The following is a 14,900-nucleotide window of genomic DNA, read 5'->3' as shown; positions in this document are numbered from 1 at the left end:
TGGAAGCCACGAAACCACTAGAGCGAATCGATGTCCCCAAGCGCACGAATCAAGCGACGTGCGCGCTTGTCCGGCCGATGCTCCGGCGGCAGGTAACCGTTGCGCGCAGCCTGCCGTTGGGCATGCGCCTCGGCCCGTCGCGCGCGCGACGCCTCGCTTTCCTCGTACAGCTGCTGCGCCACCGGTGCCGGCCCGCGCAGCTCGCTCAGGCCGCGCACCTGCACCTCGTAGACGTCGTCGCCCCGGCTGATCTGCAGCTGCTCGCCCACGCGCACCGCGCGCGAGGATTTGGGGCGTTGCCCGGCCACGTCCACTTTGCCCGTCTCCACGGCCTGCTTGGCCAGACTGCGGGTCTTGAAGAAGCGTGCGGCCCACAGCCACACGTCCAGCCGCACGGCGGCCAACGGCGTTGCTTCGATCATGCGGGTTGTTCAGCTCCCCGGCTCTGCCGGTCGTCGGTTCAAGGGTTGCGGCGCCGCCGGATTGCCGCGGCAGCCGGTGCCACCGATCAGCACGGGCACGCCCGCATCGAGATCCCGGCGCTCGCTGCCGACCTGGCATTCCGGTCGGTCCATGGGCCGCACCTGCGCATCGCCGAGGCGGTCCATACCCGAAGAACATGCGGGCAGCACCGCGGCAATCAAGAGCAGCGCCAGCGCGGGCATGAACCGGTCAGCAAGCGCGGCGCGCCGGCACCTGTTGCGGATGAAGGTTGGCATCGCGATGTTCCCCTGACGGGCTTGATGCTAGTGTGCCTCTCCCCGAGCCCGATCTCCACCGCACATGGCCAAGGCGCCGCTTGACCTGACCACCGGCCCCATCGGGCGCAACCTGTTCCTGTTCGCGCTGCCGATCCTGGCCGGCAACATCGCCCAGTCATTGAACGGGTCGGTGAATGCGATCTGGGTGGGGCGGTTCCTCGGCGAAGCGGCGCTGACGGCCACGGCCAACGCCAACAACATCATGTTCTTCCTGATCGGCTCGGTGTTCGGCATCGGCATGGCCGCCACCATCCTGATCGGCCAGGCCATGGGCGCGCGCGACATCCCCCAGGCGCGCCGGGTGATGGGCACCAGTGCCACCTTCTTCATCGGGCTGTCGGTGGTGATCGCCATCGCCGGCTGGTGGCTGTCGCACCCGCTGCTGGCCGCGATGGGCACCCCGGCCGAATCGCTGCCGCTGGCCGAGGCGTACCTGCGCATCATCTTCCTGGCGATGCCCACGCTGTATGCCTTCGCGTTCCTGAGCTCGGCGCTGCGCGGTGTTGGCGATTCGCGCACACCGTTCCGCTTCCTGCTGCTGTCGGTGGTGCTGGACATCGGCTTCAACCCGCTGCTGATCTTCGGCATCGGTCCGTTCCCGCAGCTGGGCATCGCCGGCGCGGCCTGGGCAACGCTGATCGCGCAGACGCTGTCGTTGATCGGCCTGCTCTGGTACATGCGCAACAAGCGGCACGTGCTGTGGCTGGGCCGCAAGGACATGGCCATGTTCCGCATCGACCCCACCATCCTGCGTGCGCTGGTGGTCAAGGGCGTGCCGATGGGCCTGCAGATGGTGCTGATCTCGCTGTCGATGATCCTGATGATGAGCATGGTCAACGGCTACGGCACCGACACGGCCGCCGCCTACGGCGCATCGCTGCAGCTGTGGACGTACGTGCAGATGCCGGCGATGGCGATCGGCGCGGCCTGCTCATCGATGGCCGCGCAGAACGTGGGCGCCGGCAACTGGGATCGCGTGCGGGGCACCGCGCGCAGTGGCGTGCTGTACAACTTCCTGCTCACCGGCGTGCTGATCCTGCCGCTGATCCTGCTGGACCGCTACACGCTGGCGCTGTTCCTGCCCGAGGCCAGCGAGTCGCTGGAGGTGGCCCGCCACCTCAACCACATCGCGGTGTGGTCGTTCCTGTTCTTCGGCGTGAACTTCGTCATCTCCGGCGTGGTGCGCTCCACCGGCGCGGTGATTCCGCCGCTGTTGATCCTGGCCGTTTCGCTGTGGGGCATCCGCGTGCCGTTCGCCGAACTGCTGCAGGACAGCTGGGGTGCCGACGCGGTGTGGTGGAGTTTCCCCGTCAGCTCGTTCTGCGCGATGCTGCTGTCGCTGGCGTACTACCGCTGGGGCGGCTGGCGCAAGGCGCACATGCTGCCGACTCATCGCGAGGAACTGGCGGCCCCGGCCGAAGTGCCGGCCATGCCGCCCTCGCCCGTGGCCGACCTCAACCCGGAAGCGCCGCCCTCGGCGGCCCCGCAACCGGTGCCGACCCGCACCGGTTAAGCCGCGCGCCCACCCGGCAGGCTGCGCCAGGCCGGCAGCCGGTAGCGCTGCTGCTGGGCGCGCATGATCAGCCCCATGATCACGCCGAACAATGCGCCGGCCAAGCAGGCGCTACCCGCGATCCCCCACGTCTTCAGCGGTACCAGCAGCCCGAACAGCGGCAGCATCAACACGCCCCAGGTCACGCCGAAGAACACGCCCATCGACAGCGCGTTGGCGGCGAACCCGGCCAGCAGCGGTGGCGGCACCGCGATGCCCAACCGCCACAGCAGCCGGTGCAACGGCGGCGCGCGCAGCGTTTGCGGAACACCCGCGTCGTGCATGAGCTGCAGCGCGGTGCGGACCTTGGCGGGGTAATGGGGCATCGTCGTCCTGACTTGAGCGGGGGGGTTACCGTAATCGGTGCGTGGCCGGTAGGGCAACTCCAACGGACACCTGCGGATCATGCCCACGCCGTTGGCCTGCGCCACAAACGAAAACGGCCACCCGAAGGTGGCCGTTCGTTGCGCGACAACCGGGGTTGTCGGCGCGGTATTACTGGGCAGCCTTGGCAGCAGCCAGGCGGGCCTGCTTGGCCTGCGCAGCGGCAGCCAGATCTTCCTTGATGCGGGCAGCCTTGCCTTCCAGGCCACGCAGGTAGTACAGCTTACCGGCGCGGACCTTACCACGACGCTTCACTTCGACCGAGTCGATGATGGCGCTGTGGGTCTGGAAGACGCGCTCGACGCCGTAGCCGTGCGAGATCTTGCGGACGGTGAAAGCGGAGTTCAGGCCGGCGTTCTTGGTGCCGATCACGACGCCTTCGTAAGCCTGGACGCGCTCACGGTTGCCTTCCTTGACCTTCACGTTGACGACGACGGTGTCACCCTGGCTGAACTTCGGCAGCTCGCGGGTGATCTGGGCGGATTCGAAATCCGCAAGGATGGTTTTGTTCAGCTTGCTCATGGGTGCACCGATAGTGTTCGGGTGGTCGTGTCGTTCGACAACGTGGGCTCATGCAGTCACCGGACTGTGCTGCACGTTTTTTGTAGGGTTTCCACCACCGGACGCAAAGGCCTGATGGGAATCGCCAATGATAACCGAAGATTCCCGCCCCGCGCTAGGGGGAAGGGTCGTCGGCAAGGGCCTGCCGGGCCTGCGCGAGCAGAATCCGGTCGGCCTTGGACAGCTGGGCCTCGTCAAGCAGGTCCGGCCGCCGGGTTGCGGTCCGCAGCAGCGACTGCTGGCGGCGCCAGCGGGCGATGGCGGCATGGTTGCCCGAGCGCAGCACATCCGGGACAGTGCCCCATTCATGCTGTGCCGGGTGGCTGAAATGCGGGCAGTCCAGCAGCCCCTGCGGGCCTTCGAAACTGTCCTGGGCCGCCGATTCGGCATCGCCCAGGGCGCCCTCCTGCAACCGGGTGACGGCATCGACGATCACCGCCGCACCCAGCTCACCGCCGGACAGGACGTAATCGCCGATCGAGATTTCCTCGCTGACCTCCGCATCGAGGAACCGCTCATCGATGCCTTCATACCGCCCGCACAGCAGGATCATGCGCGGCAACGCGGCCAGCTCGCGAACCTTGGCCTGGGTCAGCGGCGCGCCCTGCGGGCTGAGGTAGATCACCGGCGCAGGCGCCGGATCGGCCGCCTTGGCCGCGGCCAGGCAGGCGCGCAGCGGCTCGATCAGCATGACCATGCCAGGGCCGCCGCCGAACGGACGATCGTCCACCCGGCGGTAGTTGCCTTCGGCATAGTCACGCGGATTCCAGCCATGCAGGTCGAGCAGGCCGCGCTCGGCGGCACGGCCGACCACGCCCAGCGCGGCCGACTGTGCCATGAACTCGGGGAACAACGTGATGACGTCGATGCGCACCGGATTAGAACTCCGGGTCCCAGTCGACCACGATCAGGTTGGTCTCGAAATCCACCGAGACAACGAATTCGGGCTGCACGAACGGAATCATCCGCTCACGGTCGCCCTGCACCACCAGCACATCGTTGGAGCCGGTCGAGAACAGGTGCGAAGCCCGCCCCAGTTCGACGCCGTCAACGGTACGCACCTGCAACCCTTCGAGGTCGACCCAGTAATACTCGTCGGCCTTCGGCGGCGGCAGTGCGCTGCGCGATACATAGACTTCGGTTCCGTACATCGACTCGACCACATCGCGGTCGGTGATGCCCGGAAACACCGCGACCAGATGCTTGCCGGACTGACGTCCGCGTGCCCCGGTCAGGGTGCTCTCCTGGCCGGCGGGCGTACGCAGGATCCAGGGCTGATAGTTGAAAATGGCGGTACGCGGCTCGGTCCAGGACTCGAGCTTGATCTCGCCTCGCACACCAAAAGCGCCGACAATCCTGCCCAGCAGGATCCGGCGCTCGGTATCTTTCATCTGAATAGACCGAATGGGCCGCGGCAGGCGCGGCCCTTCAGGATCAGGCCGCCGAGGCCTGGGCCTTGGTCGCTTCCTTGTACAGGTTGCGAACCTTGTCGGTCATCTGGGCGCCGTTGGCAACCCACTTGTCGACCAGCGGCAGGTCCAGCACGATGCGGGATTCCGCACCCTGGGCCACCGGGTTGTAGTAACCGACGCGCTCGATGTTGCGGCCATCACGGGCGCTGCGCGAGTCGGTCACGATGATGTGGTAGAAGGGACGCTTCTTGGCGCCGCCGCGGGTCAGTCGAATCTTGACCATGGTGTTGTTTCCTCAATTGCCCAGTCGCCAGGATGGCGCGGTAAGCCGGCGATTATAGCGGCGGCCTGCCGCCATTCCAAGCCTGTGAAGACCGGCCAAGCTGAATAGCGCGCTAACCTGCGCTACTGATGCCCCCCAGAGGCTGCCAGGGGGCGGCCTCCAGGCTGCCCCGGGCCCACTGGCAGAACATCTCGGACCGGGCGAAGACCACCCCGTCGATCGCTTCTATCGGCCAGACCCCGGCCGAATTGCAGGCGATGGCACCACTGAACCGGTCCAGCTCGGCCAGCGCCACCGGGCGCACCTGCTGCTGCGCCGCTGCGAACCCGGCCTGCAGCAGCCGCTCGTGGGTACCGCGCAGGGCCGGCGCCTGCGGCCACACGACCTGGTCGTCGTGCAGGAAGGCGATGTTCCAGGTGCTGCCCTCGCTGACCTCGCCGTCGTCGGTGACAAACAGCGCATCATCGAACCCGTCCTGCACCGCCCGCCGACGCTGTTCGAACAGCGCGAAGGTGCCTACGTGCTTGAGGTGCGGCAGCTCGCGCTGGTACACCACCGAACGCACGCGCCGCGCCGTGGCCGGCATCGACACCGGCGCTGCGACGGTCACCAGCACATCCACCGCGACCGGGCGCAGCGGTTGGCGGAAATCGAACGCACGCGAGAACACCGTCACCCGCAACGCGGCATCGCGCATTTCTTCGGCGTGCAGCGCGTGCTGCATCCAGGCCTGTACCTGCGCCACATCCAGCGCGGTGCCGAACAAGGCCTCGGTGCCCTCCTGCAGGCGCTGCAGGTGCAGGTCCAGGCCCTGCACCGCGCCACCGCGCACCTGCAGCGAGGTGAAGTGGCCGTAGTTGGTCAACGCGCCGGCAAGATCCTCGACGCTGGCGCGCTGGCCGTTGCAGTAGAGCGTCATTCCAGCAGCGCCCGTGCGTCGGACCACATCTGCTGCAGTACCTCGGTGGCCGGGCGCGCCGGTGCCATCCAGGCCGATTGCCCGGCCCAGGCCTGCATGGCGTCGATGCGGTGCTCGCGGTTGGCTTGCGCGCGCATCGGCGCACTGAGCCCACGCTGCACTGGATACGGCCGCGGCGGCGGCGCGTCGGGACCGGCAGCGGCACGCACGTAGGCGGTGGCCAGCCCGCGACCAAGACGGCCACTGAAGGCCCGCGTCGGCCAGGTGTCTTCCGGCTCGGCCGCGGCCAGCGCCTCCGACCAGGCCGGGTCGATCGCGCATTCGGGGGTGCGCAGGAAGGCGGTGCCCACCTGCACCGCACTGGCACCGAGCAGCAACGCCGCCGCAACGCCGCGCCCATCGGCAATGCCACCGGCGGCGATTACCGGCACCTGCAGGTTGTCGGCCAGCCGCGGCAGCAGCGCGAACAGCCCCACCAGCTGGCGCTCAGCCGCGTCCGGCTCGAAGGCACCGCGATGGCCGCCCGCTTCAAAGCCCTGCGCGACCACGGCATCGGCACCGGCGGCCTGCGCGGCCAATGCTTCGGACAAGGTGGTGGCGCAGGCGAACCAGGCGATGCCGGCGTCCTTCAGACGCTGCACCTGGCCGGCGTTCAACACACCCATGATGGTCGAGGCCACCGCCGGACGCGCGGTGATCAGCGCATCGAACTGCGCATCGAAATCGGCCGGGCCGGCATCGGCGGCACTGGCTGGCACCTCCGGCCCCCACTGCGCCAGGAATGCGCGCGTGGCGGCCTCGGCCTGCGCATCGCGCTGCGGCGGCGCGTCGGGCACCCACACATTGACCTGGGCCGGCCCGCTGGACTGCGCGCGGAAATCGTCCATCCACGCCACGATGTCCTGCGGCTGGGACAACACCGCACCCATCGCGCCCATGCTGCCGGCGGTGGCCAGCGCGGCCGACAGCGGCACCGGGCAGGCGCCGGCCATCGGGGCGAGCAGGATCGGGGCCTGCAAGGCAAAACGCCGACAGAAACTGTCGGCGCGTTCGAGGATCGGCGAAAGACTCACGCGCGGCGCACCTGTAGGGTCAGACCCGGCCAGCATACGCCGCACCGCCCTGCCCGGCATGCACGCCGGCAGGATTCAGCGCGCCGACACCGCGTAGGTGCGGACCAGCTGGCTGTCCATTTCTTCGTTGAAGGTGAAGGTCACATAGCGCGCGTCGTCGGCGGAGAATTCCTCTTCGACCACAGCCCGACCGATCTCGGTGCCGTCGGCATCCAGCGCGCGTGCCACCAGCTTGCCCTTGAACGGCTTGTCGGCCACCACGTACACCGCCGCGTCCTTGGAGCCCATGCCACGGCTCTTGCCCTGGGTCACGGTCAGGCCGCGCGCGGCCAGACCGGGGTCGGTCTGCAGCGTCACGCTCATGCGCTTGTCCACGCCCTCGCCCAGGCCGGCGACGAAATCGGCGGCGGTGCCGCTGATGGCACTGCCTGCCTTCTGCGACATCGACGTGTCGTCCTTGCAGGCGGCCAGCGCCAGGACCAGCGCCACCACCACGATCGACTTGTTCACGGGCATTCCTTTGAGAGGTTCAACAGCGGGCTAGTCAATCACCCGGCCAAGACGCTGGCAAGAGGCAACAGCGCAGGCCGATGACGCATGCGGACATTACGTTGAAGCAGAGGCGCGCGGGGCCCGCAGGCCTTCCGCGCACAGGGTGCTCAGCGGAATGGCAGGCCGCCGCGGCCGCCCATGGCCCCCATCATGCCCTTCATGCTGCGCATCATGCCCTTCATGCCGCCACCGGCCATCTTGCTCATCATCTTTTCCATCTGCTGGAACTGCTTCATGAGCTTGTTGACGTCGGCCGGGGTCAGGCCGGAACCGCGCGCGATGCGGGCACGGCGCGAGCCGTTGAGCAGGCCCGGGTTGCGGCGTTCCTTCTTGGTCATCGAGTTGATGATGGCGATCATGCGCGGCACTTCCTTGCCCTGGCTGACCTGCTGCTTGAGGTGCTCGGGAATGTTGCCCAGGCCCGGCAGCTTGTCCATCAGGCCACCAATGCCGCCCATGTTCTGCATCTGCTCGAGCTGGTCGCGCATGTCGTTCAGGTCGAACTTCTTGCCCTTGGCGACCTTCTCGGCCAGCTTCTGGGCCTTGTCCTTGTCGACCTGCTGCTCGACCTGCTCCACCAGCGACAGCACGTCGCCCATGTCCAGGATGCGGCTGGCGATACGGTCGGGGTGGAACACGTCCAGGCCGTCGGGCTTTTCGCTGACGCCGACGAACTTGATCGGCTTGCCGGTGATGTAGCGCACGCTCAGCGCGGCACCGCCGCGGGCGTCACCGTCGGTCTTGGTCAGCACCACGCCGGTCAGCGGCAGCGCTTCGCCGAAGGCCTTGGCGGTGTTGGCCGCGTCCTGGCCGGTCATGGCGTCGACCACGAACAGGGTTTCAGCCGGGTTGACCGCCGCGTGCAGCGCCTTGATCTCGGCCATCATGGCGTCGTCGATGGCCAGGCGGCCGGCGGTATCGACGATCAGCACATCGGCGAACGACTTGCGTGCGTCATCGATGGCCGCGCGCACGATCGCTTCGGGCTTCTGGTCGGCACTGGAGGCAAAGAACAGCACGCCCACCTGGTCGGCCAGGGTCTTGAGCTGCTCGATCGCGGCCGGACGGTAGACGTCGGCCGACACCACCATCACCTTCTTCTTGCGCTTTTCCTTCAGGTGCTTGGCAAGCTTGGCCACCGTGGTGGTCTTGCCCGCACCCTGCAGGCCGGCCATCAGGATGATCGCCGGGGCCGGCACGTTGAGGTTGAGGTCCGACGCTGCCGAGCCCATGACCGTGGTCAGCTCGTCGCGCACGACCTTGATCAGCGCCTGGCCGGGGGTCAGCGACTTGAGCACTTCCTGGCCGACGGCGCGCACCTTGATGCGCTCGACCAGCGCCTGCACGACCGGCAGGGCGACGTCGGCTTCGAGCAGCGCGATGCGCACTTCACGGGTGGCCTCGCGGATGTTTTCCTCGGTGAGGCGACCGCGGCCACGCAGCCGCTCGATGGTGCCGGAGAGGCGCTGGGTCAGGGACTCGAACATGGAGGCAACCTGTTCAGAACGAAAGACAGAGAGACGCACAGTATAGCGGGTCCACCAAGCACCCCGGACCGCACCTGCGCCCCGTGGCCGCAGGCATCGCCAGCACCCCGGGGGTATGCGAAACTGCCACGATGACAATCGTTCTCATCGCGACCCTGCTGTACCTGACCGCCACCGCCCTGCTGGTGCGCGCCGTCAGCCGCGATGACGCGATCCGCTCACCTGCCTGGCTGTGGCCGGCGCTGCCGGCCATGCTGCTGCACGGCGGCTACCACGTGCTGGTGGCGATGCGCACCACCGGCGGCCCGGACATGCACTTCTTCGCCGCGCTGTCGCTGGTGGGCCTGGGCATGGCCTGGCTGACCTCGCTGGTGGCCGCGCGCGGGCGCATGGCAGCGCTCGGCGTACTGGTCTTCCCGATGGCCGCAGCGGTGCTGTGCATCTACCACGGGTATGGGCACGAGCCGAGCAAGCCGCTGGGCTGGCAGTTGGCCACGCACGCATGGATGGCGCTGCTGGCCTACGCCACCCTGAGCGTGGCCGCGCTGCTGGCGATCATGCTGTGGCTGCAGGAACGTGCGCTGCGCCGCCGCGACTTCCGTCCCTGGCTGCGGGCCCTGCCGCCGCTGGCCGACCTGGAGGCCCTGCTGTTCCGGGTGATCACGGTCGGCTTCGCGCTGCTCACCCTGACCCTGGTCACCGGCGTGCTGTTCGTCGATGACCTGCTGGCCCAGAAGCTGGTGCACAAGACCGTGCTCAGCGTGCTGTCGTGGATCGTGTTCGGCACGCTGCTGATCGGCCGCCGCCGGTACGGCTGGCGGGGCGCCAAGGCCGTGCACTGGACCCTCACCGCGATGGCGCTGCTGCTGCTGGCGTTCTTCGGCAGCCAGTTCGTGATCGAACTGGTGTTCGGCCATTCCAGGTAGAGCCGGGCTCTGCCCGGCTGCGTGATCCACGGGTTGCCTCGTAGAGCCGGGCTCTGCCCGGCTGCTGATCCAGGGTTGCCGGGCAGAGCCCGGCACTACGCTCGGCTGCTGATCCAGGGTTGCCGGGCAGAGCCCGGCACTACGGGGGTTCCCATTGCCGGGCGGGACCCGGGCAATGGGTTACATCGGCGCCGACAACAAGGCGCGCTGCGATTGCCCGCTGTTGGTGATCATGTCATCCACCCGCCAGCAGCCATCGTCGGCGCGCACCAGCGTCAGGCGGGTCAACCGCGCGGCCTTCCACACCCGGTAGCGCGCTTCCACGGTGACGCGCGTGGCCTGCGTCGACGGCGTGGCCGTGAACACCGGCGGCGCATCGATCTCACCGTCCTGCCCATCCAGCCACGGATCGCTGTCGAACCGGCAGATACCCTCCTCCACCCGCTGGCATTCGCGTTCGGCCGCCAGCAGTTGGGCGAAACCGGGGGTAAGCACGCTCGGCGAGGTGGCGAGGAAATCGTCCGCACTGGCCTTCAGGAAGGCCTGCCCCACTGCCACCGGATCGCTACAGGCCGGCGCGGCCTGTACCACCGGCACGCACAGCGCCATCAGCACCATGCCACCGCACATTTTCCAACCACGTGTCCGCATATCCCGTTCCCTTCCCTGTGAATGGGCCAGGCGCCCCAGTGGCGCACCCGGCCTGGCTCTTATAGACCGTAGCGCTCGATCACGTCCACATGACGCTGCTCGTCCTGGCCACAGGCCTCGGCCAGGCGCAGCCAGCACAGCCGGTGCGGCCAGTGCGCGGTGGCCTCGAGCAGGAACCGGTGCAGGTCCAGCGGCGGCTGTTCCAGCGGCTGCGCCAGGGTGAACAGCACGCCCGGCAGCGGCGCATCGTCGCCCTGGGCATCGGTGAGCTGGTAATCGTCCGGGCTGTGCGTCCACAGCTTCCAGCCCCGGGCCTCCACGGCCTCGGAGAATGCGGTCCACGCGTCTTCACCGGGGTGCACGCCATCGACCAGCCAGCTGCCTGCATAGCCACCGCGCTGAAGCAGGTGGACTTCGGCGTAGGTGGGCATGAAGCGCTCGCGCTCCTGCTCGTCCTCCGGTGCCGGATGGACCAGTTCGGCGTCGAACACCACCCAGTCATCCACGCGCTGGCGGCGGTTGGCCGGCGCGTTCTCGACAATGCGCGCGGTGACCGGGCCGGTGCGGCGCGCATAGTATTCGATCGGCTCGCCGCCGTCCGCGCAGCGGATGATCACCCAGCCGAAGGATTCCTCGACCGGGCCATCGGTGCTTTCCAGTTCCATGCCGATGGCCGCTGCCGAGCCACGCACGGCGGCCCAGTCGCGGGCGGCACTGGCGGCGGTCATGTGGTCCCAGTGCGCGCTGCGCGGCTCTTCCAGCACCTCGGTGAGGTGACGGTACTGCGCGGCCGCGTCCTGGAAGCGCTGCATGGCCATCAGGGCCATCGCCAGCAGGTTGCGGGCGCCATGCGACTGCGGCGAAAGTGCCAGCAGCGCGCTGCTCGCCTGCTCCAGCGCGGGCCAGTCGGAGAGCTTGTGCGCCATCTGCGCCTGGCACCACAGTGCGAACACCGGCACCCGCGCCTGGTAATGCTGCGCCAGGCGATCCACCCCAGCCTGGTCGCCACGCTGCACCAGCAGGCCCATCAAGGAGTACGCCGGGGGAGCATCCTCATGCGCGTGGCGCTCGACGAACGCCCACAGCATCGCAATCGCGTCATTCTCGGCGCCGCAGGCATTCAGCGCCGAGGCGGCGACATCCAGCATCGCCGCGTCGTCGGGACGCTGCTCCACGCCCTGCAGCAACCACTGCGCCTCGCGTTCCGGGTCGCGCCCGTCGCCCTGCTCGCCCTGTTCGACCAGCCAGTCCAGCAGGCCCTCGGCGGGCACCGGCAACGCCGCCGCGCCGGGGGCGGCATCGAGGCGCGCAGCCATCGCGGCCACGGCCTCGCTTGCACCGCGGTCCTGGCGCAGGCTGCCCAGGTGCTCCCGGGCCAGCGCCAGGTGGCGCCGTGCGGTCCACACCGCGCCACGCTGCAGCGCCATGTCCACGCACAGTCCGGCAATCTCGATCACGAAGCGATGCGCGCCGACTGCTGCGTAATGCGCCAGGGTCGCGCTGAGCCGGCGGCCCAGGTCCCAGCTGTTGCGCTCGGGTGCGTTGCGCACCAGCAGCGCCACCGTATGCGCCCACATGCGGCGGTAGTTCGGCGACAACTGGTTCCATGGCACCAGCGATTCCAGCGCTTCTTCATCGCGACCCAGCTGCGCCAGCGCCCATGCGCGCGACAGTTTGCGCGGGATGGTGCAGTTTGCCGGCTCGTAGTCACCCTCGGCATCCACCTCGGCCTGGCGCGCGTCGATCAATGCCAGCGCCTCGGCCGCGCGGCCGCTGGCGAGCAGGATCTTGATGCGCATTTCCGGGAAGCTGTCGTACACCTTGCCGCCATGCGCCAGCACGGTGCCGGCCTGCACGTCCAGGTAATCCAGGGCGCCCTGGCTGTTGCCGTCGTCCAGCAATGCATCGGCCTTCTCGCAGCTGAGGCACTGGAAGCATGCCCAGCTCGGATCGATCCGCGCCAGCGTTTCCTCGCAGACCTCGATGCGCTCGGGCACCCAGCCGGGGCCGTCGATGTTGCCGTAACAGGCGGCCAGGTCCTGGGTTACGCAGATCGACTGCGGGCACTCCACCGTGTCGGCACGGTGCGCGCGCTCGAACAGCGCCACGGCGTCACCCAGCGCCGACTCGCCTTCCAGGCGGTTGCCGACGCGGTTGCGCATGTCCCAATGGCCGACGAACACGTCCAGCCACGGATTGCCCAGCGTTTTGCCCAACGCACGCGCTTCGGGCAGCAAGGCGTCCACACGGTCCAGGCGCAGTTCGCAGACTTCGTCGGTCAAGCGCGTCAGCAGTTGTGCGCTCTGCGCCTGCCCGGCTTCGCCAAGATCATCCTGCAGTTTTTCCACCCAGTTCCAGATATCCATGCGGTCGTGTCGTCCTGCAGTGCGTAATGATGAAGAAAGGGAGTATCAGCGCGCCTGCAGCATCTGCTGCAAGGCATCGGCGATGTCGCCGAACGCGCGGTTGAGGTCGCTACTGGCCGCGCCGCCGTCCTGGGCGCGACCCTGCGCGCTGACGATCACCTTCAGCGAGCGCAGCAGGCGCGCGGCGGACGCGGCCTGCGGGTTGCCGGCGCGCATCGCCGCCAGCAACGCCTGCACGGCGGGGTTGTCCAGGTTGAGGTACAGGCGCGAGGGTGCGCGCGCGACGATCCGGGCGGTGAACTGGCGCGCCAGCCGCAGCGCGGCCATTGATACACGCTTGTCGTTTTCGTCGTCTTCCAGGCGGCGTTTCAGCTCGGCCTCGCGGTCGGGCACCACCACCACCGGCAGTTCGGCCGGGCTGAAATGCGCCGGCAACAATTGCTCACCGTCGCCCAGGTGGGTCTGCAGCCACTCCATGTCCGCCTCGGGCAGCGTATCGGTGCGGAACAGCGCGCGGTTGCCTTGTTCGGTGCCCAGCTCCACCAGGCGCATGCCCTTGGCCTGGGTCCAGCGGCGCAGGAACGGCACCACCGCGTAACGGTTGCCATGCGCCACCGGCACGCCCATCGCGCGGAACAGCATTTCCTCGAAACCGCCGCCGTTGTCCAGGATCACGTGGACCGCACCGCGCGACGGCAGTTCGCTTGCCTTGATGTCGCCCTGCGAGCTTGGCACGCGCACGTGTTCGAGCAGCAACTGGAACAGGCGGTCATCGCACAGCGAGGCACCCAGCAGCGCTTCATTGTGCCGCGCCAGGATGCGTCGCCAGGCCTCCGGCTGCTGCCGTGCGATCTCCACCAGCCCATCGATGAGCGCCTCGCCCAATGCATGCTGGACTGCGCTGTAGGTTTCATCGCGCTGCAGGTCCTCGCGGCTGGCGGTAGGCGTCAACCGGCTGGATTCAATGACACCACCGATGAAACCGGCCCAGGGCGGCAGCAGCTCGCGTGCGTCGTCATCGAGCAGCATGCCGCGCACGAACACCGAGAGATTGCGGTTGTCGCTGGTGCCGTAGGTGGCGCCGTCCTGTACCCAGAGTAGGCCCACCGCATCGCTGCCGCCATCGGCGCGCAGCGGCATGCAGGCGATCGGCTCGAAGCTGCGCTCGAAGTGCGCGGCGAACTCCAGGCCGCGGCGCTGCGCCTGCAGCGGGTGCATGACCACGCCGGCCTGCGGACGCCACGGCGGCGGCTCGGGGTTGATCGCGCGCGCATCCTGGCCGATGTGGATCGGCTCGCCCAGCAGCGCGCAATAGCGGCCGAGGATATCGCGCAGGTTCTGCTCCTGCGCCAGGTGCACGTAACTGCCATGCAGTTCCAGCACCACTTCGGTGCCGACCGCGCGCGCCGGCATCGGGGACACCGTGTACTGCTCGGCGTTGCTGGAGACATAGCAGTGGCCCAGCATCGGCTGCTGGTAGGAGGTGGTGCGCACGGTCACCCGGCGCGCCAGCACGAACGCGGACAGGAAGCCCAGCCCGAACATGCCGATCAGGCCTTCGTCGTCCTCGCCGGCCTGGCGCAGGCCACGGGTATAGCCCACGCCAACCGTGGCCAGGTAATCGTGGATTTCCTGCTGGGTCAGCCCGGCGCCGGTATCGATGATGCGCACGATGCCGTTGACCGCATCGCCGTGCACCTCGATCCGGCCCGGCTCCTGCCAGTCGGCCTGTTCCAGGCGCCGTCGCACCAGCGAATCGTGCGCGTTCTGCACCAGTTCGCGCAGTGCCACCACCGGGGTGGAATACAGATGCTTGCCAAGGACAGTCATCAATCCGTTGAGGTCGACACCCGCGCGACGGATCTCGCTGGCGCCCTGTACATCCAGGGGAGTCTCTTGCATGGAATCGTTTTCTCTGGCGGGCGCACCCCGGCCGGGATACGCGCTGGAACGAGGATTTCAGGGGAGGAAAA

At 68.3% G+C, this 14,900-nt stretch carries 16 protein-coding genes; 2 read left to right on the top strand and 14 right to left on the bottom strand.

Features of this window, described 5'->3' with window-relative positions; all coding sequences use genetic code 11:
- Window positions 1-17: 17 nt before the first annotated feature.
- On the bottom strand, window positions 18-422 hold the full coding sequence (locus ACZ0AE_RS05895; protein WP_038689619.1) for an RNA-binding S4 domain-containing protein: 405 nt from the start codon (window positions 420-422) through the stop codon (window positions 18-20).
- 9 nt (window positions 423-431) lie between these two features.
- The gene (locus tag ACZ0AE_RS05890) at window positions 432-719 is read right to left on the bottom strand and encodes a hypothetical protein (RefSeq protein WP_244880126.1); all 288 of its coding nucleotides are present in this window, start codon (window positions 717-719) and stop codon (window positions 432-434) included.
- A 64-nt stretch (window positions 720-783) separates the two neighbouring features.
- On the opposite strand from ACZ0AE_RS05890, the gene ACZ0AE_RS05885 reads away from it, so the two are divergent.
- Window positions 784-2,274: an MATE family efflux transporter gene (locus tag ACZ0AE_RS05885; RefSeq protein ID WP_463600616.1), complete on the top strand. Its 1,491-nt coding sequence runs from the start codon at window positions 784-786 to the stop codon at window positions 2,272-2,274.
- Here the strand turns inward: ACZ0AE_RS05885 and ACZ0AE_RS05880 are convergent.
- The 9 genes from ACZ0AE_RS05880 to ffh form a co-directional block, all read right to left on the bottom strand.
- Window positions 2,271-2,639 carry a DUF6404 family protein gene (locus tag ACZ0AE_RS05880; RefSeq protein WP_463600615.1) on the bottom strand — a complete coding sequence of 123 codons (369 nt, stop codon included), beginning with the start codon at window positions 2,637-2,639 and terminating at the stop codon, window positions 2,271-2,273. The two genes, ACZ0AE_RS05885 and ACZ0AE_RS05880, sit on opposite strands and share 4 nt — an antisense overlap.
- 169 nt (window positions 2,640-2,808) lie before the next feature.
- Window positions 2,809-3,219, bottom strand: a complete 411-nt coding sequence (gene rplS, locus ACZ0AE_RS05875; protein ID WP_038689625.1) for a 50S ribosomal protein L19 — start codon at window positions 3,217-3,219, stop codon at window positions 2,809-2,811.
- A 154-nt stretch (window positions 3,220-3,373) separates the two neighbouring features.
- Entirely contained in the window at window positions 3,374-4,132 is a 759-nt protein-coding gene (gene trmD, locus ACZ0AE_RS05870) for a tRNA (guanosine(37)-N1)-methyltransferase TrmD (RefSeq protein ID WP_038689627.1), read from the bottom strand.
- A 4-nt stretch (window positions 4,133-4,136) separates the two neighbouring features.
- Window positions 4,137-4,649 carry a ribosome maturation factor RimM gene (rimM, locus tag ACZ0AE_RS05865; RefSeq protein ID WP_038689629.1) on the bottom strand — a complete coding sequence of 171 codons (513 nt, stop codon included), beginning with the start codon at window positions 4,647-4,649 and terminating at the stop codon, window positions 4,137-4,139.
- A 43-nt stretch (window positions 4,650-4,692) separates the two neighbouring features.
- Window positions 4,693-4,953 carry a 30S ribosomal protein S16 gene (rpsP, locus tag ACZ0AE_RS05860; protein ID WP_017356068.1) on the bottom strand — a complete coding sequence of 87 codons (261 nt, stop codon included), beginning with the start codon at window positions 4,951-4,953 and terminating at the stop codon, window positions 4,693-4,695.
- Between the two features lie 112 nt (window positions 4,954-5,065).
- The gene (locus ACZ0AE_RS05855) at window positions 5,066-5,872 is read right to left on the bottom strand and encodes an aminotransferase class IV family protein (RefSeq protein ID WP_463600614.1); all 807 of its coding nucleotides are present in this window, start codon (window positions 5,870-5,872) and stop codon (window positions 5,066-5,068) included.
- Window positions 5,869-6,945, bottom strand: coding sequence for an NAD(P)H-dependent flavin oxidoreductase (locus ACZ0AE_RS05850; RefSeq protein ID WP_463600613.1), 1,077 nt, complete (start codon window positions 6,943-6,945; stop codon window positions 5,869-5,871). Before ACZ0AE_RS05850 ends, ACZ0AE_RS05855 begins: the two co-directional genes overlap by 4 nt.
- A 75-nt stretch (window positions 6,946-7,020) precedes the next feature.
- The gene (locus ACZ0AE_RS05845) at window positions 7,021-7,455 is read right to left on the bottom strand and encodes a hypothetical protein (protein ID WP_463600612.1); all 435 of its coding nucleotides are present in this window, start codon (window positions 7,453-7,455) and stop codon (window positions 7,021-7,023) included.
- 149 nt (window positions 7,456-7,604) lie between these two features.
- Window positions 7,605-8,984, bottom strand: coding sequence for a signal recognition particle protein (gene ffh, locus ACZ0AE_RS05840; RefSeq protein ID WP_038689636.1), 1,380 nt, complete (start codon window positions 8,982-8,984; stop codon window positions 7,605-7,607).
- 131 nt (window positions 8,985-9,115) lie between these two features.
- Here ffh and ACZ0AE_RS05835 point away from each other — a divergent pair, with 131 nt between their 5' ends.
- Window positions 9,116-9,910, top strand: a complete 795-nt coding sequence (locus ACZ0AE_RS05835; RefSeq protein WP_038689637.1) for a cytochrome C assembly family protein — start codon at window positions 9,116-9,118, stop codon at window positions 9,908-9,910.
- A gap of 180 nt (window positions 9,911-10,090) precedes the next feature.
- Here ACZ0AE_RS05835 and ACZ0AE_RS05830 read toward each other — a convergent pair whose 3' ends face one another.
- From ACZ0AE_RS05830 to ACZ0AE_RS05820, 3 genes are read right to left on the bottom strand one after another with little or no spacing between them, the layout of a single operon-like run.
- A complete protein-coding gene (locus ACZ0AE_RS05830; RefSeq protein ID WP_463600611.1) occupies window positions 10,091-10,561 on the bottom strand; it encodes a hypothetical protein in 471 nt (156 codons plus the stop codon).
- Window positions 10,562-10,620: 59 nt separating this feature from the next.
- Complete coding sequence (locus tag ACZ0AE_RS05825) at window positions 10,621-12,927, bottom strand: hypothetical protein (RefSeq protein ID WP_463600610.1); 2,307 nt, start codon at window positions 12,925-12,927, stop codon at window positions 10,621-10,623.
- A gap of 45 nt (window positions 12,928-12,972) precedes the next feature.
- Window positions 12,973-14,829, bottom strand: a complete 1,857-nt coding sequence (locus ACZ0AE_RS05820; RefSeq protein WP_463600609.1) for an ATP-binding protein — start codon at window positions 14,827-14,829, stop codon at window positions 12,973-12,975.
- Window positions 14,830-14,900 lie beyond the last annotated feature (71 nt).

It is taken from the genome of Stenotrophomonas sp. AC248 (genome assembly GCF_979258185.1).
The sequence above is the reverse complement of the archived record's forward strand: the minus strand, read 5'-3'. Positions and strand labels throughout refer to the sequence as shown.

Coding starts and splice junctions, on each gene's coding strand:
- ACZ0AE_RS05890 (WP_244880126.1), bottom strand. CDS start 719: ATGCCAACCTTCATCCGCAACAGGTGCCGGCGCGCCGCGCTTGCTGAC.
- rplS (WP_038689625.1), bottom strand. CDS start 3,219: ATGAGCAAGCTGAACAAAACCATCCTTGCGGATTTCGAATCCGCCCAG.
- rpsP (WP_017356068.1), bottom strand. CDS start 4,953: ATGGTCAAGATTCGACTGACCCGCGGCGGCGCCAAGAAGCGTCCCTTC.
- ACZ0AE_RS05895 (WP_038689619.1), bottom strand. CDS start 422: ATGATCGAAGCAACGCCGTTGGCCGCCGTGCGGCTGGACGTGTGGCTG.
- ACZ0AE_RS05855 (WP_463600614.1), bottom strand. CDS start 5,872: ATGACGCTCTACTGCAACGGCCAGCGCGCCAGCGTCGAGGATCTTGCC.
- ACZ0AE_RS05885 (WP_463600616.1), top strand. CDS start 784: ATGGCCAAGGCGCCGCTTGACCTGACCACCGGCCCCATCGGGCGCAAC.
- ACZ0AE_RS05825 (WP_463600610.1), bottom strand. CDS start 12,927: ATGGATATCTGGAACTGGGTGGAAAAACTGCAGGATGATCTTGGCGAA.
- rimM (WP_038689629.1), bottom strand. CDS start 4,649: ATGAAAGATACCGAGCGCCGGATCCTGCTGGGCAGGATTGTCGGCGCT.
- ACZ0AE_RS05820 (WP_463600609.1), bottom strand. CDS start 14,829: ATGCAAGAGACTCCCCTGGATGTACAGGGCGCCAGCGAGATCCGTCGC.
- ACZ0AE_RS05880 (WP_463600615.1), bottom strand. CDS start 2,639: ATGCCCCATTACCCCGCCAAGGTCCGCACCGCGCTGCAGCTCATGCAC.
- ACZ0AE_RS05835 (WP_038689637.1), top strand. CDS start 9,116: ATGACAATCGTTCTCATCGCGACCCTGCTGTACCTGACCGCCACCGCC.
- ACZ0AE_RS05830 (WP_463600611.1), bottom strand. CDS start 10,561: ATGCGGACACGTGGTTGGAAAATGTGCGGTGGCATGGTGCTGATGGCG.
- ffh (WP_038689636.1), bottom strand. CDS start 8,984: ATGTTCGAGTCCCTGACCCAGCGCCTCTCCGGCACCATCGAGCGGCTG.